This is a genomic window from Streptomyces sp. NPDC024698, assembly GCF_055559015.1.
Map to the genome: position 1 here is coordinate 46,589 of NZ_JBVHLK010000025.1, position 24,552 is coordinate 71,140.

At 70.7% G+C, this 24,552-nt stretch carries 22 protein-coding genes and 2 pseudogenes; 11 read left to right on the top strand and 13 right to left on the bottom strand.

Going from position 1 to position 24,552, the window contains the following annotated elements; genetic code table 11:
* The first annotated feature begins 4 nt into the window (after positions 1–4).
* Complete coding sequence (locus ACZ4AA_RS33750) at positions 5–457, top strand: OsmC family protein (RefSeq protein ID WP_467611177.1); 453 nt, start codon at positions 5–7, stop codon at positions 455–457.
* Between the two features lie 78 nt (positions 458–535).
* Here ACZ4AA_RS33750 and ACZ4AA_RS33755 read toward each other — a convergent pair whose 3' ends face one another.
* The 4 genes from ACZ4AA_RS33755 to ACZ4AA_RS33770 all read right to left on the bottom strand — a co-directional run bounded on the left by ACZ4AA_RS33755 (position 536) and on the right by ACZ4AA_RS33770 (position 3,587).
* Positions 536–982 (bottom strand): universal stress protein, encoded by a 447-nt coding sequence (locus ACZ4AA_RS33755; RefSeq protein WP_467611179.1) that lies wholly within the window; start codon positions 980–982, stop codon positions 536–538.
* Positions 983–1,112: 130 nt separating this feature from the next.
* Positions 1,113–1,565: a pyridoxamine 5'-phosphate oxidase family protein gene (locus ACZ4AA_RS33760; protein ID WP_467611181.1), complete on the bottom strand. Its 453-nt coding sequence runs from the start codon at positions 1,563–1,565 to the stop codon at positions 1,113–1,115.
* Positions 1,566–1,718: 153 nt separating this feature from the next.
* Positions 1,719–2,498 carry a helix-turn-helix domain-containing protein gene (locus ACZ4AA_RS33765; RefSeq protein ID WP_467611183.1) on the bottom strand — a complete coding sequence of 260 codons (780 nt, stop codon included), beginning with the start codon at positions 2,496–2,498 and terminating at the stop codon, positions 1,719–1,721.
* A gap of 18 nt (positions 2,499–2,516) precedes the next feature.
* Positions 2,517–3,587 (bottom strand): zinc-dependent alcohol dehydrogenase family protein, encoded by a 1,071-nt coding sequence (locus ACZ4AA_RS33770; RefSeq protein ID WP_467611185.1) that lies wholly within the window; start codon positions 3,585–3,587, stop codon positions 2,517–2,519.
* Positions 3,588–4,342: 755 nt separating this feature from the next.
* Here ACZ4AA_RS33770 and ACZ4AA_RS33775 point away from each other — a divergent pair.
* From ACZ4AA_RS33775 to ACZ4AA_RS33785, 3 genes and pseudogenes are all read left to right on the top strand, one after another.
* Complete coding sequence (locus tag ACZ4AA_RS33775; RefSeq protein ID WP_467611249.1) at positions 4,343–5,005, top strand: CBS domain-containing protein; 663 nt, start codon at positions 4,343–4,345, stop codon at positions 5,003–5,005.
* Between the two features lie 357 nt (positions 5,006–5,362).
* Positions 5,363–5,821, top strand: a complete 459-nt coding sequence (locus ACZ4AA_RS33780; protein WP_467611187.1) for a cyclic nucleotide-binding domain-containing protein — start codon at positions 5,363–5,365, stop codon at positions 5,819–5,821.
* Between the two features lie 28 nt (positions 5,822–5,849).
* A pseudogene (locus ACZ4AA_RS33785) lies at positions 5,850–5,933 on the top strand (CBS domain-containing protein); the annotation flags it as partial.
* A gap of 86 nt (positions 5,934–6,019) precedes the next feature.
* On the opposite strand, the gene ACZ4AA_RS33790 reads toward ACZ4AA_RS33785, so the two are convergent.
* Together ACZ4AA_RS33790 and ACZ4AA_RS33795 are read right to left on the bottom strand one after the other, a co-directional pair.
* Positions 6,020–6,916 carry a universal stress protein gene (locus ACZ4AA_RS33790; protein WP_467611189.1) on the bottom strand — a complete coding sequence of 299 codons (897 nt, stop codon included), beginning with the start codon at positions 6,914–6,916 and terminating at the stop codon, positions 6,020–6,022.
* Between the two features lie 26 nt (positions 6,917–6,942).
* Positions 6,943–7,845 (bottom strand): universal stress protein, encoded by a 903-nt coding sequence (locus tag ACZ4AA_RS33795; RefSeq protein WP_467611191.1) that lies wholly within the window; start codon positions 7,843–7,845, stop codon positions 6,943–6,945.
* A gap of 339 nt (positions 7,846–8,184) precedes the next feature.
* Between ACZ4AA_RS33795 and ppdK the strand changes: the two genes are divergently transcribed.
* The 6 genes and pseudogenes from ppdK to ACZ4AA_RS33825 all read left to right on the top strand — a co-directional run.
* The gene (ppdK, locus tag ACZ4AA_RS33800; protein ID WP_467611193.1) at positions 8,185–10,869 is read left to right on the top strand and encodes a pyruvate, phosphate dikinase; all 2,685 of its coding nucleotides are present in this window, start codon (positions 8,185–8,187) and stop codon (positions 10,867–10,869) included.
* Positions 10,870–11,266: 397 nt separating this feature from the next.
* Positions 11,267–13,954, top strand: a complete 2,688-nt coding sequence (gene adhE, locus ACZ4AA_RS33805) for a bifunctional acetaldehyde-CoA/alcohol dehydrogenase (RefSeq protein WP_467611195.1) — start codon at positions 11,267–11,269, stop codon at positions 13,952–13,954.
* A gap of 74 nt (positions 13,955–14,028) precedes the next feature.
* Positions 14,029–15,243, top strand: coding sequence for a globin domain-containing protein (locus tag ACZ4AA_RS33810; protein ID WP_467611197.1), 1,215 nt, complete (start codon positions 14,029–14,031; stop codon positions 15,241–15,243).
* A gap of 39 nt (positions 15,244–15,282) precedes the next feature.
* The gene (locus ACZ4AA_RS33815) at positions 15,283–15,708 is read left to right on the top strand and encodes a hypothetical protein (RefSeq protein ID WP_467611199.1); all 426 of its coding nucleotides are present in this window, start codon (positions 15,283–15,285) and stop codon (positions 15,706–15,708) included.
* Positions 15,709–15,912: 204 nt separating this feature from the next.
* On the top strand, positions 15,913–17,484 hold the full coding sequence (locus ACZ4AA_RS33820) for an oleate hydratase (protein WP_467611201.1): 1,572 nt from the start codon (positions 15,913–15,915) through the stop codon (positions 17,482–17,484).
* 100 nt (positions 17,485–17,584) lie between these two features.
* Positions 17,585–17,943: pseudogene (locus tag ACZ4AA_RS33825) on the top strand (VOC family protein); the annotation flags it as partial.
* A 23-nt stretch (positions 17,944–17,966) separates the two neighbouring features.
* Here ACZ4AA_RS33825 and ACZ4AA_RS33830 read toward each other — a convergent pair.
* From ACZ4AA_RS33830 to ACZ4AA_RS33850, 5 genes are all read right to left on the bottom strand, one after another.
* Entirely contained in the window at positions 17,967–18,665 is a 699-nt protein-coding gene (locus ACZ4AA_RS33830) for a nucleotidyltransferase domain-containing protein (protein WP_467611203.1), read from the bottom strand.
* Between the two features lie 165 nt (positions 18,666–18,830).
* A complete protein-coding gene (locus tag ACZ4AA_RS33835; RefSeq protein WP_467611205.1) occupies positions 18,831–19,661 on the bottom strand; it encodes a universal stress protein in 831 nt (276 codons plus the stop codon).
* 214 nt (positions 19,662–19,875) lie between these two features.
* Positions 19,876–20,316 carry a pyridoxamine 5'-phosphate oxidase family protein gene (locus ACZ4AA_RS33840; protein WP_467611207.1) on the bottom strand — a complete coding sequence of 147 codons (441 nt, stop codon included), beginning with the start codon at positions 20,314–20,316 and terminating at the stop codon, positions 19,876–19,878.
* A 112-nt stretch (positions 20,317–20,428) separates the two neighbouring features.
* The gene (locus ACZ4AA_RS33845) at positions 20,429–21,103 is read right to left on the bottom strand and encodes a helix-turn-helix domain-containing protein (RefSeq protein WP_467611209.1); all 675 of its coding nucleotides are present in this window, start codon (positions 21,101–21,103) and stop codon (positions 20,429–20,431) included.
* A complete protein-coding gene (locus ACZ4AA_RS33850) occupies positions 21,100–22,188 on the bottom strand; it encodes a zinc-dependent alcohol dehydrogenase family protein (protein WP_467611211.1) in 1,089 nt (362 codons plus the stop codon). Before ACZ4AA_RS33850 ends, ACZ4AA_RS33845 begins: the two co-directional genes overlap by 4 nt.
* 320 nt (positions 22,189–22,508) lie before the next feature.
* Here ACZ4AA_RS33850 and ACZ4AA_RS33855 point away from each other — a divergent pair, with 320 nt between their 5' ends.
* On the top strand, positions 22,509–23,090 hold the full coding sequence (locus ACZ4AA_RS33855; protein WP_467611213.1) for an Rv1733c family protein: 582 nt from the start codon (positions 22,509–22,511) through the stop codon (positions 23,088–23,090).
* Positions 23,091–23,293: 203 nt separating this feature from the next.
* On the opposite strand, the gene ACZ4AA_RS33860 is transcribed toward ACZ4AA_RS33855, so the two are convergent.
* Both ACZ4AA_RS33860 and ACZ4AA_RS33865 read right to left on the bottom strand, forming a co-directional pair.
* Entirely contained in the window at positions 23,294–23,791 is a 498-nt protein-coding gene (locus tag ACZ4AA_RS33860) for a flavodoxin domain-containing protein (protein ID WP_467611215.1), read from the bottom strand.
* Positions 23,792–23,807: 16 nt separating this feature from the next.
* Positions 23,808–24,545, bottom strand: a complete 738-nt coding sequence (locus tag ACZ4AA_RS33865) for a CBS domain-containing protein (RefSeq protein ID WP_467611217.1) — start codon at positions 24,543–24,545, stop codon at positions 23,808–23,810.
* Between the last annotated feature and the right edge of the window lie 7 nt (positions 24,546–24,552).

The window sequence follows — 24,552 nt, forward strand, 5'->3', positions numbered from 1 at the left end:
GGCCATGCCCCACACACCATCTGACACCGCCACCCCCGCCCGCCCACCGGACTCCGGTGTGCATCTGCTCGAGGTGGCCCACGTCGACGGGGACGCGTACGTCGCGGACGTACGCGGCCACCGGCTGCGCGTGGACCAGCCCGAGGACGCCGGCGGAAAGGACACCGCGCCCACGCCCGTCGAGCTGTTCGCCGCGTCCCTGGCCACCTGCGTCGCCTTCTACGCGGGCCGCTACCTGCACCGCCACGGCCTCGATCGCACCGGACTGCGCGTACGGACGGAATTCACGATGGCCGCCGACCGCCCGGCCCGGCTCGAAACGATCCGCGTCACCGTGGTGCCCACGGCCGGACTGACCGAGCAGCGCCGCGCCGCACTCCTGGCCGTCGCCTCGCACTGCACCGTCCACAACAGCCTGCATCAGCCTCCCGCGATCGACATCCTGCTGGAGCCCTGACCGAGCCCGGCCGTCGGCTCCGGGGCCGACGGCCGGGCAAAGGGACCGATGGCGACTCCGGACTCCGGACCCGCTGGACTACCCGGGCGCGCGGACGACTACGACCGGGACCGTCGCGTGCTGCACGCAGCGCAGGCTCACCGAGCCCAGGAGCGCTTCGCTGAAGCGTCCGTGTCCGCGGTTCCCGACCACCAGCAGCTGCGCGTCGTGCGCGGCCTCCACCAGAACGGACGCCGGGTTTCCCTCAGTGACCGTCGTTCGGACCTCTACCGGCGGCTCCGTACCCGCCGTCTCCGCCACGATGGCTTCCAGCCGTTCCGCCACGCCCTCCGCGGCCACCGTCCTGTCGTCGGTCTTCGGCACCAAGCCGTACCAGTCAGCGGGTGCCTCCCACGCCGCGAGCGCCTCGACGACCGCCCCGGACGCATGCCCCTGTGCCACCGCCCATCGCAACGCCGCCTTGGAAGCCTCCGAGCCGTCGACACCCACCACGATCCGCCCTGCGTCGCTCCCGCTGTCACTCATGTCGCGGCCTTCTCTCTGCCCGCACGTCCCCTGCCTCAATTATCGATCCGAGACCTCGGCCCTGCGATACGCGAAACGATCGGACGGGGCCCGGCGCGCTTGTCCGCGGGCCGTTCGGCCGACCCCACGATCACGGGGTCAGGAATACCGCTCCATCCCGTACCGCGTGGGGCCAACCCCCGACGAGTTCGTGTCCGGTGACCAGTTCCGACGTGATGCGGATGAAGACGTCGCGGGGCGAGGCCGTCCAGGAACGGGGTCCTGTCCGGGTGAGGCGGTCGTGTTCGGCGGGATCGTTGACCACCAGGGCACGGCCCGTCACGACCACGCTCCAGCCGGAGTGGGCCGCCGCGTCGACCGCGTCGGCCTCGAACGCCACCACCACGCCGTCGATGGAGCGGGCCAGTGCGGAGTCGGCCGAGGTCCGCAGCACCACGGCGGACCCGGCGTCCAGGCTGAAGTTGACCGGCAGGACCGCCGGCAGGGCGTCCCTGGTGTGCACGACCCGGCCGATGGCCGCCTCACCGAGCCGGTCCAGGCACTCCTGCCGGCCCAGTTCACGGAAGCCGTCGTCGGGATTCATCAGCGGAGTCAACTCTCACGCGTACAGCGCTCGGGCCACAAGTGACGCTTCCACCCGCGGCGGGACAACGATCGAGGCCAAGGATCACCGGCCTTTCCGGTCTCCGCAGGACGGAGAAGGTCATCTTCCTGCGGTCTGCCTACGGTGTCGGGATCACCGCACCGCGATCCTGCGCCCGCTGATCCGGTGCAGTCCGACGCGTACCCACAGGTCGCGCTGTTCGCCGCCGGCCCAGGGACGGCTGTAGGCGATCGCGTCGAGCCGGCGCCGGACGTCGGGATCGGTCACCGCCTGAGCGCTGCCCTGGACCAGTACGCTCCAGCCCTTGCTGAGGGCCTCGTCCACGTGATCGACCTGGAAGGCGACGTCCGATCCGACCGCTGCCGCGATCGTCGAACCCGGCGCGGTCCTGAAGGCGATCGAGCCCTCGATGACGCTGTAGTTGACGGGAAGGACGACAAGGCCGCCCTCGGTGGCGGTGGCGAGCCTTCCGACGCCGTGCGTCGACAGTCGCGCGAGGCAGTCCTCGGGGCCGAGTTCGATCAGTTCGGAGTGGCCGGCGGCCTGGCCGAGGCCGGGCGGCAGGTCGGAGTCGCCGCCGTGCAGGGCGGCGACGGTCGTGTCCAGGGCGTCCGCGAGCCGGATCAGGACGCTTGTTCCGGGCCTCGCCGTGGACTGTTCCTCCAGGTACTGGAGGTAGCCGGTGGCTGTGCCCGCGCGGGCCGCCGTGGCTTCCCGGGTCAGGCCGAGTTCCTCACGTCGCGCGGCGATGCGCCGCCCGATGTCGCCCGGTGCCGCCGCGGCCGAGGCCGCCGTGGTGACGGTCGGCCGGGAAGTGTCGCTGCCGACTGCTGTCGCGACCGACGTCACCGGGGGTACGTCCTCTTCCTGCGGTGTTCCGCCGGGCATGCCCCGACGTGTCTGTTCGAACATGGCCTTCGCTTCCTTGCGTCAGGGCGTCCTGACCGTCAGGGCGTCGTGCTGCGGCTCGCCGAGGACCACTTTGAGCGCGCCCGTGTCCGCAGCCCGTGCGAAGACGTCGTACGCCTTCTCCATGTGATCGAGCGGGAAGGTGTGGGTGATGAGGGAGGCCGCCGGGAGCCGGCCGGCTGCCATCATGCGCAGCAGTGTGGGGGTGGAGTGGGTGTCGACCAGCCCGGTGGTGATCGTCACGTTCTTGATCCACAGGCTTTCGAGGTGCAGGGTCGCGGGCTTGCCGTGCACGCCGACGTTGGCGACGTGGCCGCCGGGCCGCACCATGCGCGTGCACGTCTCGAAACTCTCCGGGACACCGACCGCTTCGATGACGACGTCGGCCCCGAGTCCGTCGGTGAGGTCGGAGACGAGCTGCTCGGCCTCCTCCCCCGCCGTCGCGACCGCGTCGGCGCCGAGACGCTTGGCGGCGTCGAGCCGGGCCGGAGCGAGATCCACGGCAATGATCTTCTCGGGCGAGAAGAGGCGCGCCGTCGCGATCGCGGCGAGCCCGACGGGCCCCGCTCCCACGACGGCGACGGTGTCTCCGGGGCGTACCCGCCCGTTCAGCACGCCGACCTCGTAGGCGGTGGGGAAGATGTCGGCCAGCAGGACCGCGTCCGTGCCGGCCACGGCCCCGGGCAGGAGATGGGTGGACAGGTCCGCGTGCGGGACTCGGACGTACTCGGCCTGTGTGCCGTTGATCAGGTGGCCGAGGATCCAGCCGCCGTCGGCGCGACACTGGCCGTACGCGCCCTCGCGGCAGAAGCGGCAGCGGCCGCAGGCCGTGATGCAGGAGACCAGGACACGATCGCCCGGCCGGACCGAGCGCACGTCGCTGCCGACCTCGACGATCTCACCGACGGCCTCGTGGCCGAGGACCGTGCCCGGGGTCACCTCCGGCACGTCGCCCTTGAGGATGTGCAGATCGGTGCCGCAGATGGTCGCGGTGTCGACCCGGACTATGGCGTCGGTTGCTTCCTGGACACCGGGATCCGCCACGCTCTCCCACGCGGACTCTCCCGGACCGTGGAACACGAGTGCCTTCATGGCAATCCCCTCACGTCGTGACGTGACCTGGTACCCCCAGCCTGACCGGGGCAGATGCCGCGCGCATGGGCCGGTCGGTCCCCACCACAGGACCGGGCGGCCCTGCCTGGCGGCGGCGAGGGCAGTGACGGCGAGGGTCACCAGGACAACCGCGTGGATCCTCTCCCCCACCGGGCCCGGCACGGGGCGAGACCCACGTGCGGGGTCCCGGCCGTGGCTTCGGTCGGGGACGACGGGCCACCGGACCCGGACCATCCCATGCGGCCCGCAGCGAGGGCCGGGTGGCCCATGGCGGCGGGCGGGACGCGGGCGGAGATTGGGGGTGGGAGGATCACTCGCCAGGAAGAGGCAGGATCATGAACACTTCCATCGCCGCCGTCAAGCCACCATGCTCCGGCCGCCGGCCGCCGGCCATCGGGAACGGCTGATGCGGGTCGCCCGACGTGTCGTTCCCCCCAGGCGCCCGGCTGTTCGGGGAAGGCCGACACCCGGACCGGTTCTCGATCATCAGGACCGGCACGGTGGCGCTCGACCTGCGGGTGCCGGGCCGCCGCGCGGCCTTCGTCGAGGTCCTCGGACACGACGAACTCGTCGGCTGGTCCTGCGCTGTTCCACCCGTACACCTGGCACCGGGCGCCCGGGCGACCAGTTCGGTGATCGTGCGCGCCTACGAATGCGGCTGCTCGACCCCTACGCCCCTACGGCAGCGGCGACCTCCGCCGACCGACGTTTACGAACCCGATGAAGGAGCCACCGTGGACGGCAGTCCGCACATCGTGAGCGACGTGATGACCCACACCGTCGCCGCCATCGGCCCTGGGGCCGGTTTCAAGGAGATCGTGCAGTTGATGGAGCAGTGGCAGGTCAGCGCCCTGCCCGTCGTGGAGGGCGAGAGCCGGGTGATCGGGGTCGTCTCCGAGGCCGATCTGCTGCCCAAGGAGGAGTTCCGCGACGGCGACCCCGACCGCCGCACGCAGCTTCGGCGGCTGAGTGATCTCGCCAAGGCCGGCGGGTCGACCGCGGAGGAGCTGATGACGGCTCCGGCGGTCACCGTCCGCGCGAACGCGACCCTCCCGCAGGCCGCCCGCATCATGGCGCACGCCAAGGTCAAGCGGCTGCCCGTCGTCGACGAGGTCGGCGGCCTCGAGGGCGTCGTCAGCCGTGGCGACCTCCTCAAGGTGTTCCTGCGCCGTGACGAGGACATCGCCGAGGAGGTACGCGAAGAGATCGTGTCCTCCCTGTTCCTAGGGGCGCCCTCGCCGGTCCGGGTCAAGGTACGGGACGGTGTCGTCACGCTCAGCGGACATGTCCGCGACACAGCACTGGTGCCGCTGGCCGCTCGGCTGGTGCGGGCCGTGGAAGGGGTGGTGGACGTCGGATTCGACCTCACGGGCCCGGAGCGGGTCCGGGAGCCGTGAGACGACCGCAAGCGCAGCGCCGCGCAGATCCTTCCGAGGGCCGAGAACCACATCTCCCGCCTCCTGGCCGGACTCGGCGGCCGGCGCCGTGTTCGGGCCGCGGTGCCGGCCAACCACCTCGAACACCCCGACAGACCGTAGGAGGCCCCATGGTCGGAGAGCTGCGGGTGCCTGATCAGTTCGCCGAGAAGGCCGTGACCACTGGGAAGGCACGCGTCGGCACGGCCGGGGTGACGTGCCGCATCCAGCCCGCACAGCGGCGGACTTGGACGTGGCCGAGGGCGGTCTCCTCCAGCAGGCCCCGGAAGCGTCACCCCTGGCAGTCTTGAAGAACACCCTTTGAAGGGAGCCGGTGCAATGACCTCCACCACCACCCTGAACGCGGCTCTTGAGCCCGTACACCGTGAACGCCTGATGGACCTCGCCCGCGAGGTCTCCTTCGACGCCGGGGACCGGCTCTTCGAGGAAGGCGGGAACGCCGACCGCTTCTGGATCGTGCGCACGGGCACCGTCGGCCTCGACCTGCACGTACCCGGACGGCGGCCCGATCCCATCGAGACGCTCGGGCACGGCGAACTCGTCGGCTGGTCCTGGCACTTCCCGCCGTATCTGTGGCAGCTGGGCGCCGAGGCGATGAGTCCGGTACGGACCTGGGAGTTCGATGCCGAGGCCGTTCGGGCGCTCTGTGCCGCGGACCCCGGCTTCGGTCGGGCGGTCGCGGTCTGGGTCGGGCGGGTGGTGGCCCAACGGCTGCACGCCTCCCGCGTCCGACTGCTGGACCTGTACGCCCCCTACGGCAGCGGCGACCTGACATGACCAGCCCCGCCCGTGAGCAGCAGCGCACATGGGGCAGTGGCTGGTCGGCGCTCTCCCGGTGCTGGAGGGCGACGGCCGAGTGATCGGTGTGGCGTCCGAGGCCGATCCACTGCGCAATCCGAGGCCGATCCACTGCCCAAGGAGGAACTCCGGACAGCGATCCGGACCTCCTCGGGCGGCGACCGCTCGGCGCGGCTGTCAGTCGTGTGGGACCAACACGACCGGCTGGGGCACGTGGTGGAGCAACGCGTGGGCCACCGGACCCGTGTGGGTACCGATCGCGGTACGCCGCCGGCGACGTCCGACCACCAGCAGTCCGGCCCCGCTCACCGCACGTACGAGGACGTGGGCGGCACGGCCTTCGTGGAGGTTCTCGTGGACGACCACGCCAGGGTGCTTCGCGCGCCAGGGTTCCAGCAGCTCCGCGAGTGCGTGCTCCGCCACCTGCCGGATACGCGCACGCTCCTCGACCCCGGGGACGCCCCTGGTGAGCGGCACGTGCCAGGCGTACGCGGCGCGGAGCGGAGCCCGACGGAGCTCGGCCGCGCGGAACGCGTGGTCGAGGACGTCGTCACAGGGCACGCCGGCGTCGACGGCGACCGCCACGTCACGGCAGGGGGTGTCGGTCGACGCCTTGCCCGAAGCGTCGGGGAGGTGTTCGTCCGCCGCCGTCCGGCCCGCCCGGACGAGGACGACGGGCCGGTCGGCGTGAGCCACGGTGGCCATGGCGACCGACCCCGAGACGAACCCGCCGACACCGCTCGTCCCCCGACTTCCGATGACCAGCAGTTCCGCCTTCTCCGCCTCGGCGAGGAGCGCGGGACCCGGCTGCTTGCGCACGTGCTCGGCGGCGACGTACAGCCCCGGATAGCGCTCGTGCAGTACGTCGACGGCCCCGCGCAACACCTGCCGCGCGTGGTACTGCGGTGCCCGGATCTCGGGCAGGTCCGCGGAGGTGCCGTCGTCGGGCAGGCCCTCCCAGGCGTGCACCAGACGGAGCGGCAGCCCGCGGAGAAGTGCCTCCCTGGCCGCCCAGTCGGCCGCCGCGAGACTCTCCTTCGAACCGTCCAGGCCGACCACGACTGGCCTCGTCATGACCGTCGCCTCCTTCGTCCGTTCGTTCAGAAATGGGGCACGACGGCGACGGGGCAGCCGACGTGGTGGATCGCGGCATGGGTGACGGGTCCGGTGCGGGGGCCGAGCGGGTGATCGGTGAGACGGTGGCCGACGACGAGGAGACTCGCTCCGGTCGCGGCCCTCACGAGCGCGGTCGAAGGTCTGTCATCGACAACCGTCTCCAGGACCTCCACGTCGGGGTACTTGTCGCGCCACGTCTGGAGCACGGCCTTGAGGAAGCCCAGCCATTCCTCGCCCTGCCATGCCTCCTCGGCGAGTCCGATGTCGCCGGGCCCGAGGCCGATCGGGCCGGCCGTGTGCCAGGCGTGTACGGCCCTCAGGCGTGCGTGCCGGAGCCGGGCGGCCTCGAAGGCGAACTCGATGACCTCGTCGCAGGCCTCATCCAGGTCCACGGCGAGCACGACGTCCCGGTGGCCGGTGTCCGTGGAGGCGCCTCCGTCGCGTGCCGGCACATGTTCGTCGGCCGCCTCCTCGTCCGCCCGGACGAGGACGACGGGACGGGTCACCCTGGCGACCACGCCGAGCGCCACGGAACCCGCGAACAATCCGGTGAAGCCGCTCAGCCCGCGTGAGCCCAGGACCATCAGATCGGCCTGGTCCGCCACCTTCAACAGGGCCTCCGTGGCGGGGCCTTCCGTCTGCTCGTCGGTGAGGAGGACATCGGGGTGCTCCGCGCGGACGCGTTCCTCCGCCCGGCGCAGCACACTCCGGGCCAGATACCGCTGGGCGGCGTCAGTGGTCTCACGCTCCTGCTGGTGGGGGTGCCGGTTCCAGGCGTGTACCAGGTGCAGCGGTCGGTCCCGCCGTTCGGCCTCGCGGGCGGCCCACGCGGCGGCGGCCAGGCTCTCGGCGGATCCGTCGATTCCTACGGCTACGGGCGAAGGCATTGCGGCACCTCCAGCATGCGGTCTGCCATCCGGTACCAGCCTCACGCCCCGGTCCGCGCGGTGGCAGAGGCTGCCCGGTCCCCTCCGGGGGCCGTCCGGCCCTTCCCGTGACGCCCGCCGCAGCCGGTCGGAAACCGTGTGCGGCATGCCGTACGCGTACGACTCACGTCCCAGGACGACCGCTTCCGGCGCACCCTTGGAGGAACGGGATGTCCTCTCCCCTCCCCTGGGCCGGTCGGCCCCGGAGAGGGGACCGACAGCACCTGCCCCTCCGGTCCCGGCGGCAGGATCCTGGCGGTGTACCCAGCCTGTAGCCCATCAGCAGAGGAGACCGGCGTCATGGTCCGTCATGTGTACGACTTCGCGGAGGGCGGCCGTGACCTGGCCGACCTGCTCGGCGGCAAGGGCGCGAACCTGGCCGAGATGACCCGGCTCGGCCTGCCGGTCCCGCCGGGCTTCACCGTGACCACCGAGGCCTGTCGGGCCTTCCTGGCCACCGGCGCCGAGCCGGACAACCTGGCCGGCGAGATCTCCGTACACCTCACCGCCCTGGAGAAGGCCGCGGGACGCCGTCTGGGTCAGCCCGACGACCCGCTGTTGCTGTCCGTCCGCTCCGGGGCACGGTTCTCCATGCCCGGCATGATGGAGACGATCCTCGACATCGGCCTCAACGACGACTCCGTGCTCGGCCTGACGAAGGTCTCCGGGAACGACCGCTTCGCCTGGGACTCCTACCGCCGCCTGGTCCAGATGTTCGGCAGCACGGTCATGGGCGTCGACAGCTCTCTGTTCGAGACCGCCATGGCCGACCTCAAGCGATCGCGGGGCGCGGCGAACGACCTAGGGCTGGACACGCCGGACCTGTGCGGCCTCGTCGCGACGTACAAGGACCTGATCCGAAGGGAGACCGGCGAGGACTTCCCCCAGTCCCCGGCCGAACAGCTGCGCCGCGCGGTGCTCGCCGTCTTCGAGTCGTGGAAAGGCGAGCGCGCCAGGATCTACCGCCACCGCGAGCACATCCCGGACGACCTGGGCACCGCGGTCAACGTGCAGACCATGGTCTTCGGCAATCTCGGGTCCGACTCCGGCAGCGGCGTCGCCTTCACCCGCGACCCGGCCACCGGACGGCCCGGCCTGTACGGCGACTACCTGGCGAACGCGCAGGGCGAGGATGTCGTCGCCGGCATCCGCAACACGGTTCCGCTGACCGCTCTCGAGGAGCTCGACCCGGTCTCGTACGGACAACTGCGCCGTCACATGGAGACTTTGGAGACGCATTACCGCGATCTGTGCGACATCGAGTTCACCATCCAGCGTGGCCGGCTGTGGATGTTGCAGACCCGGGTGGGCAAGCGCACCGCCGAGGCCGCCTTCGCCATCGCGGCCGAGCTGGTGGACGAGGAGCTGATCACCCCCGACGAGGGCCTGGGCCGGGTCGACGGGCACGGTCTGGCGCGGCTGATGTTCCCCCGGTTCGACACCTCGGCCGTCGGCGAGGCCCTCGCGCACGGTCTGCCGGCCTCTCCGGGCGCGGCCGTGGGCGCCGTGGTGTTCGACTCGGCCGAAGCGGTCCGCCGGTCCGACGCGGGCGAGAACGTCGTCCTCGTACGCCAGGAGACCACTCCCGACGACCTGCCGGGCATGATCGCCGCGCAGGCCGTACTGACCAGCCGCGGTGGCAAGACCAGCCACGCGGCCGTGGTCGCCCGCGGCATGGGCAGGGTGTGCGTCTGCGGCGCCGAGGAACTCACCGTCGACTCCGCGGCACGTCGCTTCACGGTGGGCGACACCGTCGCCGAGGAGGGCACGGTCGTATCCGTCGACGGCTCCGAGGGCGCCGTGTATCTGGGTGCCGCTCCTCTCGTCGATTCCGTGGTGATGCGCTACTTCGAGACGGGCGAACGGTCCGACGGACTGGTCGAGGCCGTGGCTCGCGCCATGGAACGGGCCGACGGTCTCCGGCGGCTCGAGGTGCGGGCGAACGCCGACACCCCGGAGGACGCCGCCCGCGCCCGCCGGTTCGGCGCACAGGGTGTCGGACTGTGCCGCACCGAGCACATGTTCCTCGGCGAGCGCCGCAAGCTGGTCGAGGCGATGATCCTGGCCCGCGACGAGGCCGAGCGCGAGAAGGCACTGGGTGCCCTGCTGCCGCTCCAGCGGCAGGACTTCGTCGGCATCCTGAGGGAGATGGACGGCCTGCCGGTGACCATCCGCCTCATCGATCCGCCCCTGCACGAGTTCCTGCCCGACCGCACCGACCTCGCCGTGCGCATGGCCACCGCCGAGGCCCGGGGCATCGAACCCGTACCGCACGACAGCGAACTCCTCGAAGCGGTCAGCCGTATGCACGAGGAGAACCCGATGCTCGGGCTGCGCGGCGTGCGGCTGGGCCTGGTCGTCCCGGGCCTGGTCGCCATGCAGGTGCGGGCGATCGCCGAGGCGGTCGTGGAACGCACCAGGGACGGGGGCTCCCCCCAGGCAGAGATCATGGTCCCCCTGGTCGGCGCCGTCGAGGAACTGCGCATCGAGCGGGCCGAGGTGGAACGCGTCCTGGCCGAGGTCTCCGAGGAGTCGGGCATCCCCCTGCACTGCCCGGTCGGCACCATGATCGAGCTGCCCCGGGCCGCGCTCACGGCCGGCCGGATCGCCGGAGAGGCGGACTTCTTCTCCTTCGGCACCAACGACCTCACCCAGACCACCTGGGGCTTCTCCCGCGACGACGTCGAGGCGGCGTTCTTCTCCGCCTATTTGGACAAGGGCATCTTCGCCACCTCCCCCTTCGAGACCCTCGACCGCGACGGGGTGGGCCGCTTGGTGCGGATCGCCGTCGACGAGGGCCGCGCCGCACGAGCCGACCTGAAGATCGGCGTGTGCGGCGAGCACGGCGGGGACCCCGACTCCGTGCACTTCTTCCACGCGACCGGACTGGACTACGTCTCCTGCTCGCCGTTCCGCATTCCGGTCGCGCGACTGGAGGCCGGCCGGGCCGCGCTCCCCGATCCGGGAACGAGTGACAGCAGGTGACGAACTCTAGGGCGCGAAAGACACGGTCGGTACCGCCCGCACCGTCCGCAGGGTGCCGACCCGCGCCCTCGGCCGGCCGGAACACGGCATGACGGCCTCGATCCACGACGGCAGGACCACACCGGAAGGACATCGGAACCCAGCGAGGTCCTTCCGCCGATGATCCGGCGGACGTATCGGCCGCGCCGTCGGGTGAGCGTCGTCAACAGGCCGACCGTCCGCGTCACTTCGGGGCCGGTCGGCCCGGCGAAGGGACCAACGGGGCCTGGGGCGGGACCCCGCCGGCGAGAGACGCTGCCGTCGTGAGCGGCAGCGGCCACCATTCCCCGCAGTCGCTCGCACCCCGCGCCGCCGACCCCGCGGTGCCGTCCTCATCAACGACGGAGGCTCACCCCCCATGACCCGCCACGACGACCGCAGCGCGACCACCGACCCCGTCGCAGCGCCGTCCGACATCGCCATAGCGGTGGACCGCCTGGTGACGAGCGCGCTCAAGGCGCTCGACGACTACGAGGCGCTCGATCAGGAGCAGGTCGACCACATCGTGAAGAAGGCCTCGGTCGCCGCGCTGGACCAGCACACGAGGCTCGCGCGGCTCGCGGTGGAGGAGACCGGGCGTGGCGTCTTCGAGGACAAGGCGGCCAAGAACATGTTCGCCTGTGAGTACGTCACGCACAGCATGGGCCCGATGAAGACCGTCGGTGTCATCGCCCGCGACGACATCGACGACATGACCGAAGTGGCCGAGCCGGTCGGCGTGGTGTGTGCGATCACCCCCGTCACCAATCCGACCTCGACCACCGTCTTCAAGGCTCTGATGGCACTGAAGACCCGCAACCCGATCGTGTTCGCCTTCCACCCCTCCGCCCAGGGTTGCAGCACCGAGGCGGCCCGTGTCGTGCGTGACGCCGCCGTCGCCGCGGGCGCTCCGGAACACTGCGTTCAGTGGATCGAGGTCCCGTCCGTGGAGGCGACCGACACCCTGATGCGTCACCCGGGTGTCTCGCTGATCCTGGCCACCGGCGGCAACGCCATGGTCAAGGCCGCGTATTCGGCGGGCAAGCCCGCTCTCGGCGTGGGCGCAGGCAACGTCCCCGCCTACGTCCACCGGAGCGCGGATCTGCGCCGGGCCGTCAACGACCTGGTGCTGTCCAAGTCGTTCGACAACGGCATGATCTGCGCCTCCGAACAGGCCGTCATCCTGGACGACGAGGTCTACGACGCGGTCCTCGCCGAATTCCGCACGCTGCACGCCTACTTGGCCACCGCGGAGGAAAAGGCGAAGCTGGAGGCCTTCCTCTTCCCGGTCGGTGCCTCGGGGGCGGGCTGCGAGCCCAAGGTCAACTCCGCGGCCGTCGGGCGGAGTCCGGCGTGGATCGCCGAGATGGCCGGATTCTCCGTCCCCGCCGACACCTCCCTCATCCTGGTCGAGGCGGCGCGAGTCGGCCCCGACGAGCCTCTGACCCGCGAGAAGCTCTGCCCGGTCCTCGCGGTCCTGCGCGCCGGCTCCGAACAGCAGGGCTTCGACCTGGCCGCGGACATGGTCGCCTTCCACGGTCAGGGGCACAGCGCCGTCATCCACACCCAGGACCTCGCGCTGGCGGAGGCGTACGGCAGGCGCATGAAGACGGTGCGGATCATCGTCAACTCCCCGTCCTCGCAGGGCGCGATCGGCGGCATCTACAACAGCCTGCTGCCGTCGCTGACGCTGGGCTGCGGCTCGTGGGGCAGCACGTCGGTGTCCAACAACGTGTCGGCCGTCCAACTGCTCAACATCAAGCGGGTATCGGTCCGCCGCAACAACCTCCAGTGGTTCAAGGTGCCGCCCAAGATCTACTTCGAGCCCCAGTCCATCCGTTACCTCGCCTCGATGCCCGACGTCCACCGCGTCACCGTCGTCACGGACGCGACGATGACCCGCCTCGGCCTCGTCGACCGGGTCCAGAGCGTCCTGCGCCGGCGCCGGGAGCCGGTCACCGTCCAGGTCATCGACAACGTCGAACCCGAGCCGAGCATCGACTCCGTGCGGCGCGGCGCCCGCCTCATGGGCGACTTCCGCCCGGACACCATCATCGCGCTGGGCGGCGGCTCCCCCATGGACGCGGCCAAGGTGATGTGGCTGCTGTACGAGCAGCAGGCCGAGGGCAAGGACGTCGACTTCGCCGACATGCGGCACAAGTTCTCCGACATCCGCAAGCGGGCCTTCCGCTTCCCGGTCCTCGGCAAGCTCGCCCGGCTCGTGTGCGTCCCGACGACCTCGGGCACGGGAGCCGAGGTGACCCCGTTCGCCGTCATCTCGGACCCCGCGACCGGCAAGAAGTACCCGCTGGCCGACTACGCGCTCACCCCCAGCGTGGCGATCATCGACCCGCTGCTCACCACCGGTCTGCCCCGGACGCTGGCCGCCGACAGCGGATTCGACGCCCTCACCCACGCGATCGAGGCCTACGTCTCCGTCTACGCCAACGACTTCACCGACGGCCTCGCCCTGCACGCGATCCGGATGATCTTCGAGAACATCGAGGCGGCCGTCAACGACCGGGCTGCCAGCGAACGCGCGCGGGAGAAGATGCACAACGCGGGCACCATCGCCGGCATGGCGTTCGGCAACGCCTTCCTCGGCATCGTCCACGCGATGTCCCACACGCTCGGCGCCACCTTCCACGTGGTGCACGGTCGCACCAACGCCGTCCTGCTGCCGCACGTCATCCGCTACAACGGCACCCTCCCGACGAAGCTCACCGGCTGGCCCAAGTACGAGAGTTACCGCGCCCCCGAACGCTTCCAGGACATCGCCCGCACCCTCGGTCTGCCCGCCGCCACCCCGGCCGAGAGCGTCGAGTCGCTCGCCTCGGCGGTGGAGCGGCTCCGCGACGCGGTGAACATCGAACCGACCTTCCAGGCTCTCGGCGTCGACGAGCGCGCCTTCCTGGACGCCCTGCCCCAGCAGGCTCTCAACGCCTACGAGGACCAGTGCGCACCCGCCAACCCCCGGATGCCGATGCTCGACGACATGCAGGAGCTCATGCGTGCGGCCTACTACGGCCATGGACCGGAGACCGGCGGCTCCGTCCCGATGGGCTGAGACCCTCCGACGGCTCTCCGACCGAGCCGGTTCCCCGCCCCTCTCCCCTTCACCTCACCCTCTCAGGAGGATCCATGCTGTCCGTGCAATCCGCCGCGCTCGTACGGGCGACACTGCCCGCCGTGGCCGGAGGGCTCGACGAGATCACCGCCCGCTTCTACGCCACGATGTTCCACGACCGGCCCGAACTCCTCGACGGGATGTTCAACCGGGGCAACCAGGCCAGCGGCGCCCAACGCCGTGCCCTGGCAGGCTCGATCGCCGGATTCGCCGGCGCCTTGCTGAAGAACCCCGACACGCGTCCGGACGCGCTGCTCTCCCGGATCGCGCACAAGCACGCGGCTGTCGGCGTCACCGACGAGCAGTACACGATCGTGCACAAGTACCTGTTCGGTGCGATGGCCGAGGTCCTCGGCGACGCGGTCACCCCGCAGGTGGCGGCCGCCTGGGACGAGGTCTACTGGCTGATGGCCGGGGCCCTGATCGGCCGGGAGGCGCTTCTCTATCAGGACGCGGGCGTACGGCCCGGCCAGACATGGCGGCCCTGGACTGTCGTCGAACGCCGTACCGAGACCCCTGACGTCGTGTCCTTCCTGCTCCGTCCGGCCGACGGCGAACGCACACCGCGGGCCCGAGCCGGCCAGTACGTGAGCGTCCGCGTGCGTATGGCCGACGGCGTGCACCAACTGCGCCAGTACAGCCTGTCCTCGGACCCTGGCGGCAATCTGAGGCGGATCACCGTCAAGCGGGTGACGGGTGACGACGAGGGGCCCGACGGCGAGGTCTCCAACCTTCTGCACGACAGCGTTCGCGAGGGCGACGAACTGCTGCTGTCCGCACCGTTCGGCGACGTCTTCCTCGACGACCCGGTGGATGCCACCACCCCCGTCGTGCTGGTCTCGGCCGGCATCGGCTGCGCCCCCATGACCGGCATCCTGGCCCACCTGGCCGCCCTCCGCTCGATCCGCCCGGTCCTGGTCCTGCACGCCGACGGATCGCCCACCGACCACGCACTGCGCGCCGAGACACACGATCTCGTCCGGCAACTGCCGGGCGCCCGGGCCGTCTTCTGGTACGAGCGCCCCGGACCGGAGGAACCCGACGCCCACACAGGCCTGTTGGACCTGAGCGCCACGGAACTCCCGGACAACGCGACGGTGTTCCTGTGCGGTCCGCTGCCCTTCATGCGAGGGGTACGCGGACAGCTGCTCGCCGCGGGGGTTCCCGCGCGACGCATCCGCTACGAGGTCTTCGGACCCGACCTGTGGCTGCCCGACTCCGCGGCCTGAACCACACCACATTCCGACGTCTCGAAGGAAGGACCCCCGATGACCACCGACCACACCCAGGAGACCCCCCTGGTCCGGCTGCGCTCCGACGGCGCCGTGGACGAGGAGACCCTGGCCTATGCCCGTACGAAGATAGACGTGGTCGTGGGCAGGCCGGGCCTGCCCGTCGTCACCGGCGAGGTGCACCTCGTGCGGGCGGCCGCCCATCACGCCGGCCGCCCGTGGTCGGCCACGGCCGACCTGCGCATCGGCGGTCGTCAGGTGGTGGCGGCGGCTGAGGAGGCGACGGGCACGGAGGTCGTGGACCGGCTCCAGGACCGGTTGCGCCGCCAGACCGACAAGGCCGCCTCCCAGCCCCGGGACCACGGACACCGGACGACGGTCCCGCCCTGGCGCGGTGCGCCGGGGTGGTCTGCCTCCGCCACAGGACCCGGCAACGTGGCAGAGGACTCCGGTACGGCCTGACCCGGCTGTGACGACGGGCCCGGTCGGCCACGATGCACCGGCCGGGCCACTGGCGTGTCCGCAGCCGGCGATCACTCCGCCCGGACCGGCTTTCAGGGCCTTCCGGACCGATGAAGTGACCAACGGCCCCTGCCGCACGACCGGGCGGCAGGGAACTGTGGGAGGCCGGTTCCCGGTCGACGTACGAGGATGAGGAGTTGTGTGATGGCGAAGGCATATCTGGTGGGCAGTGGAATCGCGGCGCTGGCCGCGGCGACGTTCCTGATCCGGGACGGCGGCTTCAAGGGGTCCGACATCCACCTCTTCGAGGAACAACGGACCCTCGGCGGCAGCCTGGACGCGGGAGGCACACCGGACGCCGGTTACACCATGCGCGGCGGGCGCATGTTCGAGGCCGAGTTCCGTTGCACCTACGACCTGCTCTCCGGAATCCCCAGCCTCGACGACCCCGCGGTGTCGGTGACCGAGGAGATCCTGGCCGGGCATGAGGACTTCGCCTGGGACGACGTCGCGCGGCTGGTCGACGGGAACGGCGAGATCGTCGACACGACCTCGATGGGATTCTCCGAACGTGACCGGCTGGAGCTGGTCCGCTGCCTGGCCACGCCCGAAGGGCAGTTGGACGGCAAGCGCATCACCGACTGCTTCGGCGAACACTTCTTCACCACCAACTTCTGGTTCATGTGGTGCACCACGTTCGCATTCCAGCCCTGGCACAGCGCGATCGAGTTCCGCCGCTACCTGCGGCGCTTCATCCATCTGTTCTCGGAGTTCGCCTCCATGTCCGGCATCCACCGGACCCGATACAACCAGTACGACTCCATCGTCCGGCCCCTGACCGCCTGGCTCCACGAGCACGGCGTCACCGTTCACACCGGCTGCCGCGTCACCGACCTCGGCTTCACCCCGGGCATCGGGAGCGGCACGGTGGACACCCTCCACCTGAGCCGGGGCGGCGAGGACGAGAAGGTCACCGTCGCGGCCGAGGATCTCGTCCTCGTCACCAACGGGTCGATGACCGACGCCTCCACCCTCGGTTCGCACACGTCGGCGCCTCGCCCGGCTCCGCACCCCTCGGACGCCTGGCTGCTGTGGCACCGGCTGGCGCGCGGCCGCGACGACTTCGGTGACCCCGACGTCTTCGACAAGCGCGTCAAGGAGTCACACTGGGAGTCGTTCACGGTCACCGCCAAAGACCCCGCCTTCCTGAAGGCGCTCGAGGAGTTCAGCGGCCGCCCGGCCGGCAGGGGCGGCCTGATGACCTTCACCGAATCCAACTGGCTGCTCACGATCGTCGCCAACCGCCAGCCCGTCTACCGCGACCAACCGGAGGACGTCGGGGTCTGGTGGGGCTACGGCCTGTTCCCCGGCCGCGCCGGAAACAGCACGCCCAAGCCCATGACCATGTGCTCGGGCCGCGAGATCCTCGAAGAGGTCCTGCACCACCTCCCGTTCGACAAGCCGACGGCCGACCGGATCCGGGAGACCTCCACCGTCGTGCCCTGTGTGATGCCGTACATCACCAGCCAGTTCCTGGCCCGCCGCCACGACGACCGGCCCAAGGTGGTCCCGGAGAAGTCGGTCAACCTCGCCTTCATCGGGCAGTTCGCGGAGGTGCCCGACGACGTCGTCTTCACCGTCGAGTACTCCGTACGCACCGCGTGGACGGCGGTCGCCCAGCTCCTGAAGTCGGACAAGCATCCGCCGCAGGTCTACAAGGGCCACCACGACCCCCACGTACTGGCAGCCGCCTTGGAGACCATGCACCGCCGATGAAGGACAGGGGTGGCTGTCTCGAAGTCCGGCTCATTTGATCTTGTGGAAAGATCGCAGGAGGCTACGACTAACCGACTTCATCATCGATTGACCGGACACGATGAAGCCGGCGGCCTCCTGCTCCGAGGTGATGGAGCTCCCGGTCGAGGAGGGCAGTAACGAGAACTGGTCCGGTATCCACTTCGGCGAGATCGAACTGGCCTTCATCCAGGTCGAGGACTACCGCGCCCCGCAGTGGCCCGACAGCGAGCACCCCAAGCAGTTCCACCTCGACTTCGAAGTCGACGCCATCGAGGCCGAACAGCGCCGCGTCCTGGCCCTCGGCGCGACCCTGCAACGGGACTGCACCGGCCCCGACGGCTACGGCTGCCCCGTCGACGCCGACCCCATCGGCCATTCCTTCTGCCTCTGCCGCAACAAGGTGTCATCTGGACCGATCAGGGCCTCGTCTGGCCCAAGGGCGTAGCGGGCGTGTCGCCAACTCAGCGGATGGCGTACCCGTCCCACAGCGAACCGCCGGCCAGCTCCAGCACCTCCGCCACGACCGCGGCGAAGGCCTTCGCATCCCCGGCGATCGCCTGCGGGGCGGCTTCGGACAACGCGCGGTGCACCCTGGGATCGGCCGCGGCCAGTCGCCGCGACAACCACTTGCCTCCGCCGAGCCAGCGCCCGTCGACCAGGAGGAGCAACTCCGAGGCACGTTGCAGCATGTGCGAGACCAAGTAGACCCGCTCCGCAGGGTCCGCGCAGCCACGCAGGTCGTCGAGCAAGTCGGTCAGGATGTACCGCTGGTAGTCGAGCTCACGGTCCGAGAGCGGCGGCGGGCCCGCGGCCCAACGCTTTCGCGCCTCGTCCTGGAGCGAAGCGCCCAACCCGTCCGTGTCCACCAGGAGCATGCCGTCAGCACACATGGCGAGCAGCGGCGAACTCCGCTTCACGGTCTCCTGGTCGGCGAAGCTGTGCCAGTCAGCCTCCGTCTGCACGAACAGCTCCACCGGCCAGCCGCGATACACCAGGTTCTCCCGGCTGGGGGCGGGCGGACCGTCCAGGAGGACCACGATGTCCAGATCAGAGGTGGGCGTCCGGCGGTCGGTCAGCACGCTGCCGGCGAGGAAGGCCGCCCGGGCGGCGGGAAATCGGTCCCGCACCAGTTCGCGGGCGGTGAGCACGGGGTCATCCATGATCGCAGCGTACGTGTCGACGTCGGTCCCGTGGGAGGGCGGGTGCACCGCACCACGGCAGGTGATCCTTCTTCTCCTCCGCTTGCATGCGCTCCACAGACCCGAGTGAAGGTGTGGCCCGAGGGGCGGTGGACGCGTGACGGGACCGGCTTGCCGACGGGCCGGTCATCCGCAGGGCACGACGACCACCGGGCAGTGCGCCCGGTGCAGCAGCGTGTGGGCGACCGGCCCCAGGCGCGGACCGAGCACACTCGTACGGCGGTGTGCGCCGATGACGACCACGGCAGCTTCCCGGGTGGCCGCGAGCAGTTCGTCCGCGGGAGCGGTTCGGACCGTGCGGGTCTCCACCGTGACTCCGGGGTGCCGGTCCCGCAGTCGGTTGAGGGCGTAGCGCGGTACGGCTTCCTCTGCCCTGGCGTTGCTCGCCTGTTGTTCCTGGCCCGGACTGTGCGCCGGTGTCAGGGAAGGAAATTCGGGGGTGATGTACCGATGGCTCCAGGAATGCAGGACACGGAGCCGGGCGTCGCGCCGCTCCGCCTCCTGGAAGGCGTACTCCGCCGCCCTCCGGTCGCTGTCGTCCGCCAGGCCGAGCAGCACGTCCTGCCCGTCGTCGCACCGGTGGTCCCCGCGGACGACCAGGAGCGGCCCCTGGGCGAGCGCGGCCAGCCTCAGACTCACCGAACCGAGCGCCGAGCCGGTCAACGCGCCCAAGCCCCGTGTTCCCACGACCGTGAGGACCGCGTCCGCGCTCTCGCCGGCCAACGCACCGGCCGCGCCTTCCTCCGTCGCGACGGCCTCCACGAGCAGTTCCGGATACCGTGCGTGTGTGCGTGACACGGCGCTGCCCAGGACCGGTGCGGCCTCGTCCCGGTCGGCCACCGCGTACAGCACTCGCAGGCCGGTTCCGTGCCGTACGGCTTCGGTCGCGGCCCAGTCCAGCGCCCTTGTGGAAACGAGAGAGCCGTCCACTCCGACGACTACGCGATGCGAGGCCATGGCCGCACCCGTCCCTTCCTTGAGTGACCGTTCGGCGTCGGCGACCGCTCGACGAACGTGGCGGCCTCCACGGACGATGCTCCTCGCGGACCGTCGCCCCGGGCAGCAGCCGGAAGGCCCGAGACGGCGCTGAACGGCCCTTGTTCCAGGGGCCGTTCAGGTAGATCCAGGACAGGGTGCCGGGAACTGAGGCCGGCAGGCGTCGTGATGGGGTTCAGGAGGAAAGATCCACGCCGTACAGGGTGCGTCCGCCCACGAGTTCGCGTCCGGTGACCCATTCCTGGGCGATGCGCACGAAGACCTCCCGCGGCGCCGGCGCCCAGGAACGCGGTCCGGTCCTCAGAAGTCGTGCGTGCTCGGCCGGGTCGGTCACGAGGGTGGCCGGCCCCAGGGCCACGACGCTCCAGCCGGAGTGTGCGGCGGCGTCGACCTCGTCGGCCTCGAACGCCACCACAGCTCCGTCGATCGCTCTCGCCAGCTCCGAAGAGACGGAGGTGCGCACCACCACCGCGCCGTCATGGTCCAGGCAGAAGTTGACCGGCAGGACGGCGGGCAACGCCTGCCGTGTGTACACGATGCGCCCCATGGGCACCGTGGCCAGCAGGGCCAGACATGCCCGCCGGTCGAGTTCGCGAAATCCGTCGTTGGCGTACATCTGACTTCTCGTCTCTCACCTGACAAAGCGGTACCGCACTGGTCCACCCTCGAACGATGCGTCATCCTCGGGCCGGGGACCACGGCCCCCGGCTCCACACGCCAGATCCTGTTCAGACCACGATGCGGCGTCCTGTGACGGCGTACGGTTCGATGCGCACCCACATGTCGCGCCGCCCGCCGCTCCACGGCTTGCTGTACACCCGCTCCGCGAGCCGGCGCTCTTCATCGGCGTCGGTCACCGTGTGGGCGTACCCGCGCGTCACCACGCTCCAGCCCTGGCTGAAGGTGTCGTCGACACGGTCGACCTCGAAGGCGACGATGCATCCGGACGCCAGCGACGGTGTCGCGCCGCGGGCGGTCCTGAAGACGATCGCGCCATCGACGACGCTGTAGTTGACAGGGACGATCACCGGCCCGAGTTCCGTGGACACCGCGAGCCTTCCGACGCCGTGCGTCGACAGCAGCTCCGCGCACTCGGCCCTGCTCAGCACGATCAATTCGGGAGCGCGTCCGGCCTGTTCACGACCGGGTGGCACATCGGCATCGCCGCCGGTGAGCGCCGAGACCGTTGTCCGCAGCGCTGCCGCAAGGCTGAGCAGAGTGCCTCGGCCGGGCGCGGCGCCGGGGTGCTGTTCCAGGTGCGTCACGTAACTGGGAGCCACTCCCGCCCGAGCGGCCGTCTCCTCCGCTGTCAGACCGAGCTGGACGCGGCGGGCGGCAAGCCGTCGGCCCAGGTCGCCCGAGGGCGGGCTCTGCGTGGCGTTCGCCTGCGCGTGTTCGGTCATGACCCCTCACGTCCTCTCGTCGCCGGTACGGCGACCTCCTCGTGGGACGGTTCGCCGAGCACCACCTTGAGGGCGCCGGTGTCGGCGGCGCGGGCGAAGACGTCGTAGGCCTCTTCCATGCTCTCCAGAGGGAAGGTGTGGGTGATCAGCTGCGCGGTGGGCAGACGACCGGCGGTGGCCATGCGCAGCAGGGTGGGCGTGGAGTAGGTGTCCACCAGGCCGGTGGTGATCGTCACGTTCTTGATCCACAGGTCTTCCAGGTGCAGCGTCGCCGGCCTGCCGTGGACGCCGACGTTGGCGACGTGGCCGCCGGGCCTCACCATGCGCGTGCAGAGTTCGAAGCTTTCCGGCACGCCGACCGCCTCGATGACCACGTCGGCGCCCAGGCCGTCGGTGAGATCGGCGATCAGCTGCTCGGGTTCCTCGCGGGCGTCGGCCACGGCATCGGCACCGAGCCGCTTGGCGGCATCCAGCCTGGAGGCCGCCAAGTCTACGGCGACGATCCGCTCGGGCGCGAACAGGCGCGCCGTGGCGATGACCGCGAGTCCGATGGGACCCGCCCCGACGACGGCGACCGTGTCGCCAGGACGTACCCGCCCGTTGAGGACACCCACCTCGTAGGAGGTCGGGAAGATGTCCGCCAGCAGGACGGCGTCCTTGCTCTCCACCGCTCCGGGGAGGGCGTGCACAGACAGGTCGGCGAAGGGAACGCGGACGTACTCGGCCTGGGTGCCGTCGATCAGGTGGCCCAGAATCCAGCCTCCACCGCCCTGGCACTGGCCGTAACCGCCCTCACGGCAGTAGCGGCAGCGCCCGCAGGCGCTGATGCAGGAGATCAGCACGCGGTCGCCCGGACGTACGGTCCGGACCTCGCTGCCGACCTCGACGATCTCACCGACGGCCTCGTGCCCGAGCACCGTGCCCGGGCTCACGTCGGGCACGTCGCCCTTGAGGATGTGCAGGTCCGTCCCGCAGATGGTGACCGCGCCGATCCGCACGATGGCGTCGGTGGATTCCTTGATGGCAGGGTCCGGGACATCTTCCCAGGCGGACTGCCCGGGACCGTGGAAGACGAAGCCTTTCATGACGCTCCTCCCCATCCCTTTTCGAGTATCGAGATTGCCCCACACGTCCAGCTTGTCCGGTAATGGTCTGTCCCGCTTGGGCCGTCCGGCCCCCTCAATCGCCGAACGGTCCTTGCCGTCGGCCCGGTGGTGACGAGAGGTCCGCGCATGACCAGGGCAGCGTTCCGTCGGGCCTCGTCGTCCGTTGGGCTGAACGGCCCCTCCCGGTCGTGGATTTGGTCCCGGGCGGCCCTGCGAGGGCACCTGCTCGGCCCATGCCGTGCCAGGACCTCGGCTGTCACCGTCGAGGTGTCACGACGACGACCGGGAGGTGCGGACCTGTGCCCAGTGTCAAGTACGCGAAGAAGCGGTTGTGGCGGTGGCGCAGCAACCCGTTGCGAAGGCGCGACGACATCGTCGAGGCCTGGACCGTGCTGGCCGTGTGGGCGGTCTTCGCCGTGGGCGGTTCCGTCGCCGGGCTGGTGACCGCCCATGCCGCGGACGGGGCGTTCGCGGCGCAGCGAGCCGAGCGGGAGCCGCTCCGGGCCGTGGTCCTGAACGACGTCCCCCTCAACGCCCCCGCGATCGGTGGCGCTTACGGCCGCCGGACGACGACCGTGCGCTGGGCGGCGGCCGACGGCTCGCCCCGCACCGGCCGGACTCAGGTGGACACCGGCCTCAAGGCCGGATCCGGGGTCACGGTGTGGCGGGACGGCCACGGGCGTCTCGTCACCGCACCGCCGAGCTCGACCGAGGCTGCGATCGAGTCGGACTTCCTGGGCGTCGCGGCGGCGGCCGGTCTCGCGGGCCCGGTGTTCGGAGCCGGTGCGGTCATCCGGTGGCAGCTCGACCGCCGCCGCGTCGCCGGGTGGGGCAAGGAATGGGATCAGGTGGGGCCGCGCTGGGGCCACAAGACCAGCTGAACGCACGACGGATCCGGGCTCCAGGTCTGCGAAGAGCGGCCTGGAGCTTTTCGCGTGTGGTCGCAGTGGGTGCATGCTCCGGCGTGGGGCCGGGCGAGGGCGTCGGGACTCTCCTGCACCGGGCTGCCGGCCCCCGTTGTCGTGGTATCGGCCCGTACGATGCCGCGAGGCCGACCTGAACGGGCCGAAGAAATCCTCTTCTCCTATGCGTGCGTCAATGCGTCGGCGATGCCTTGTGCCCAGGCCTCGATCGCGTCGAAGTCCCGGAAGTCGCCGCCCTTTCCGGAGCTGACGATCATCTTGGCGATCCGCCCCTCGGCTCCTTCCTTCAGGCACCCTCCGAAGGTGACGTGCTCCCGGACATCCAGTCGGTCCATGGCACGTTGCACGCCACGCACGGGCGGGATGTCCCGGTCGCCTGCGGAGGCGTCGAGTGGTCCGCTGCTGAAGAACCACACCGGGCGCCGCGCGAGTGCGTCCCGGTGACGGCGGACGAACCGCCGCACGTCCTTGTGCCAGCGCCCCGCGTAGAGCCCGCCACCGACCACGACGGCGTCATAGGTCGCCACGCTCCGCACGGTCCGGGCCGGACACGACTCGACGGCCAGCCCGTCCTTGCGCAGGATGCGGGCGACCGCATCGGCGATCTCCGCGGTCGAACCGTTCGTCGTTCCATAGGTGACCAACACGGTGTCGGTCATGATGGTCCGCCTCCTCTCACAGCCGCCGCAGCCAGTCCTCGGTCACACCGTGCGGTAGCTGGGTCTGTTCCCCGGGGCGCAGGTGTGCGTCGTCCAGCCGGTAGGTGAGATCACCGACCACGTCGACCACGCCGTCGATCCGACGGGTCATGGACACGGCGATCTCCGTCTCGCTCCTGCGTTCCATCTGGCCGGCCAGTGTGACCACGCCTTCGGTCACGAAGACGTCGACGCTGCGCGGTGACAGCCACAACGCGCGTACCAGGACTTCCTCGACCACCTCGTCGCGGATCTCCTGATCGGGTCGCAGGAAGATCTGGAGGAGGTCGCGGCGGGTGACGATGCCGACGAGCCGGTCCTCCTCGTCGAGGACGGGGAGCCGTTCCACGTGCCGCTGGGCCATGACGCGGGCGGCCTGGACGATGGTGTCGTCGGCGTGCACGGTGACGGGTGGTGTCGTCATCAGCCCACCGGCCGTGCGTGCCCTGGCCTTCGCGGTCTGGCGCCTGGCACCGGGCGTCAGGTCGGCGAGCCGCGCACGGTGTTTCGGTTCGTAGGGGCCCGGGATGGCCGTCTGGTGCACCATCAGATCCGTCTCCGACAGGACCCCTATGACCTTGTCGTCCTCGTCCACCACCGGCAGTCCGCTGATCCGGTGGTCCGCCAGCAGCCGGGCCACCTCCTTGAACGGTGTGCCGTACTCGGCGCGGACGACGTCCGCGGTCATCACGGATCCGACCTTGTCGTGCCTCATGGCCGTG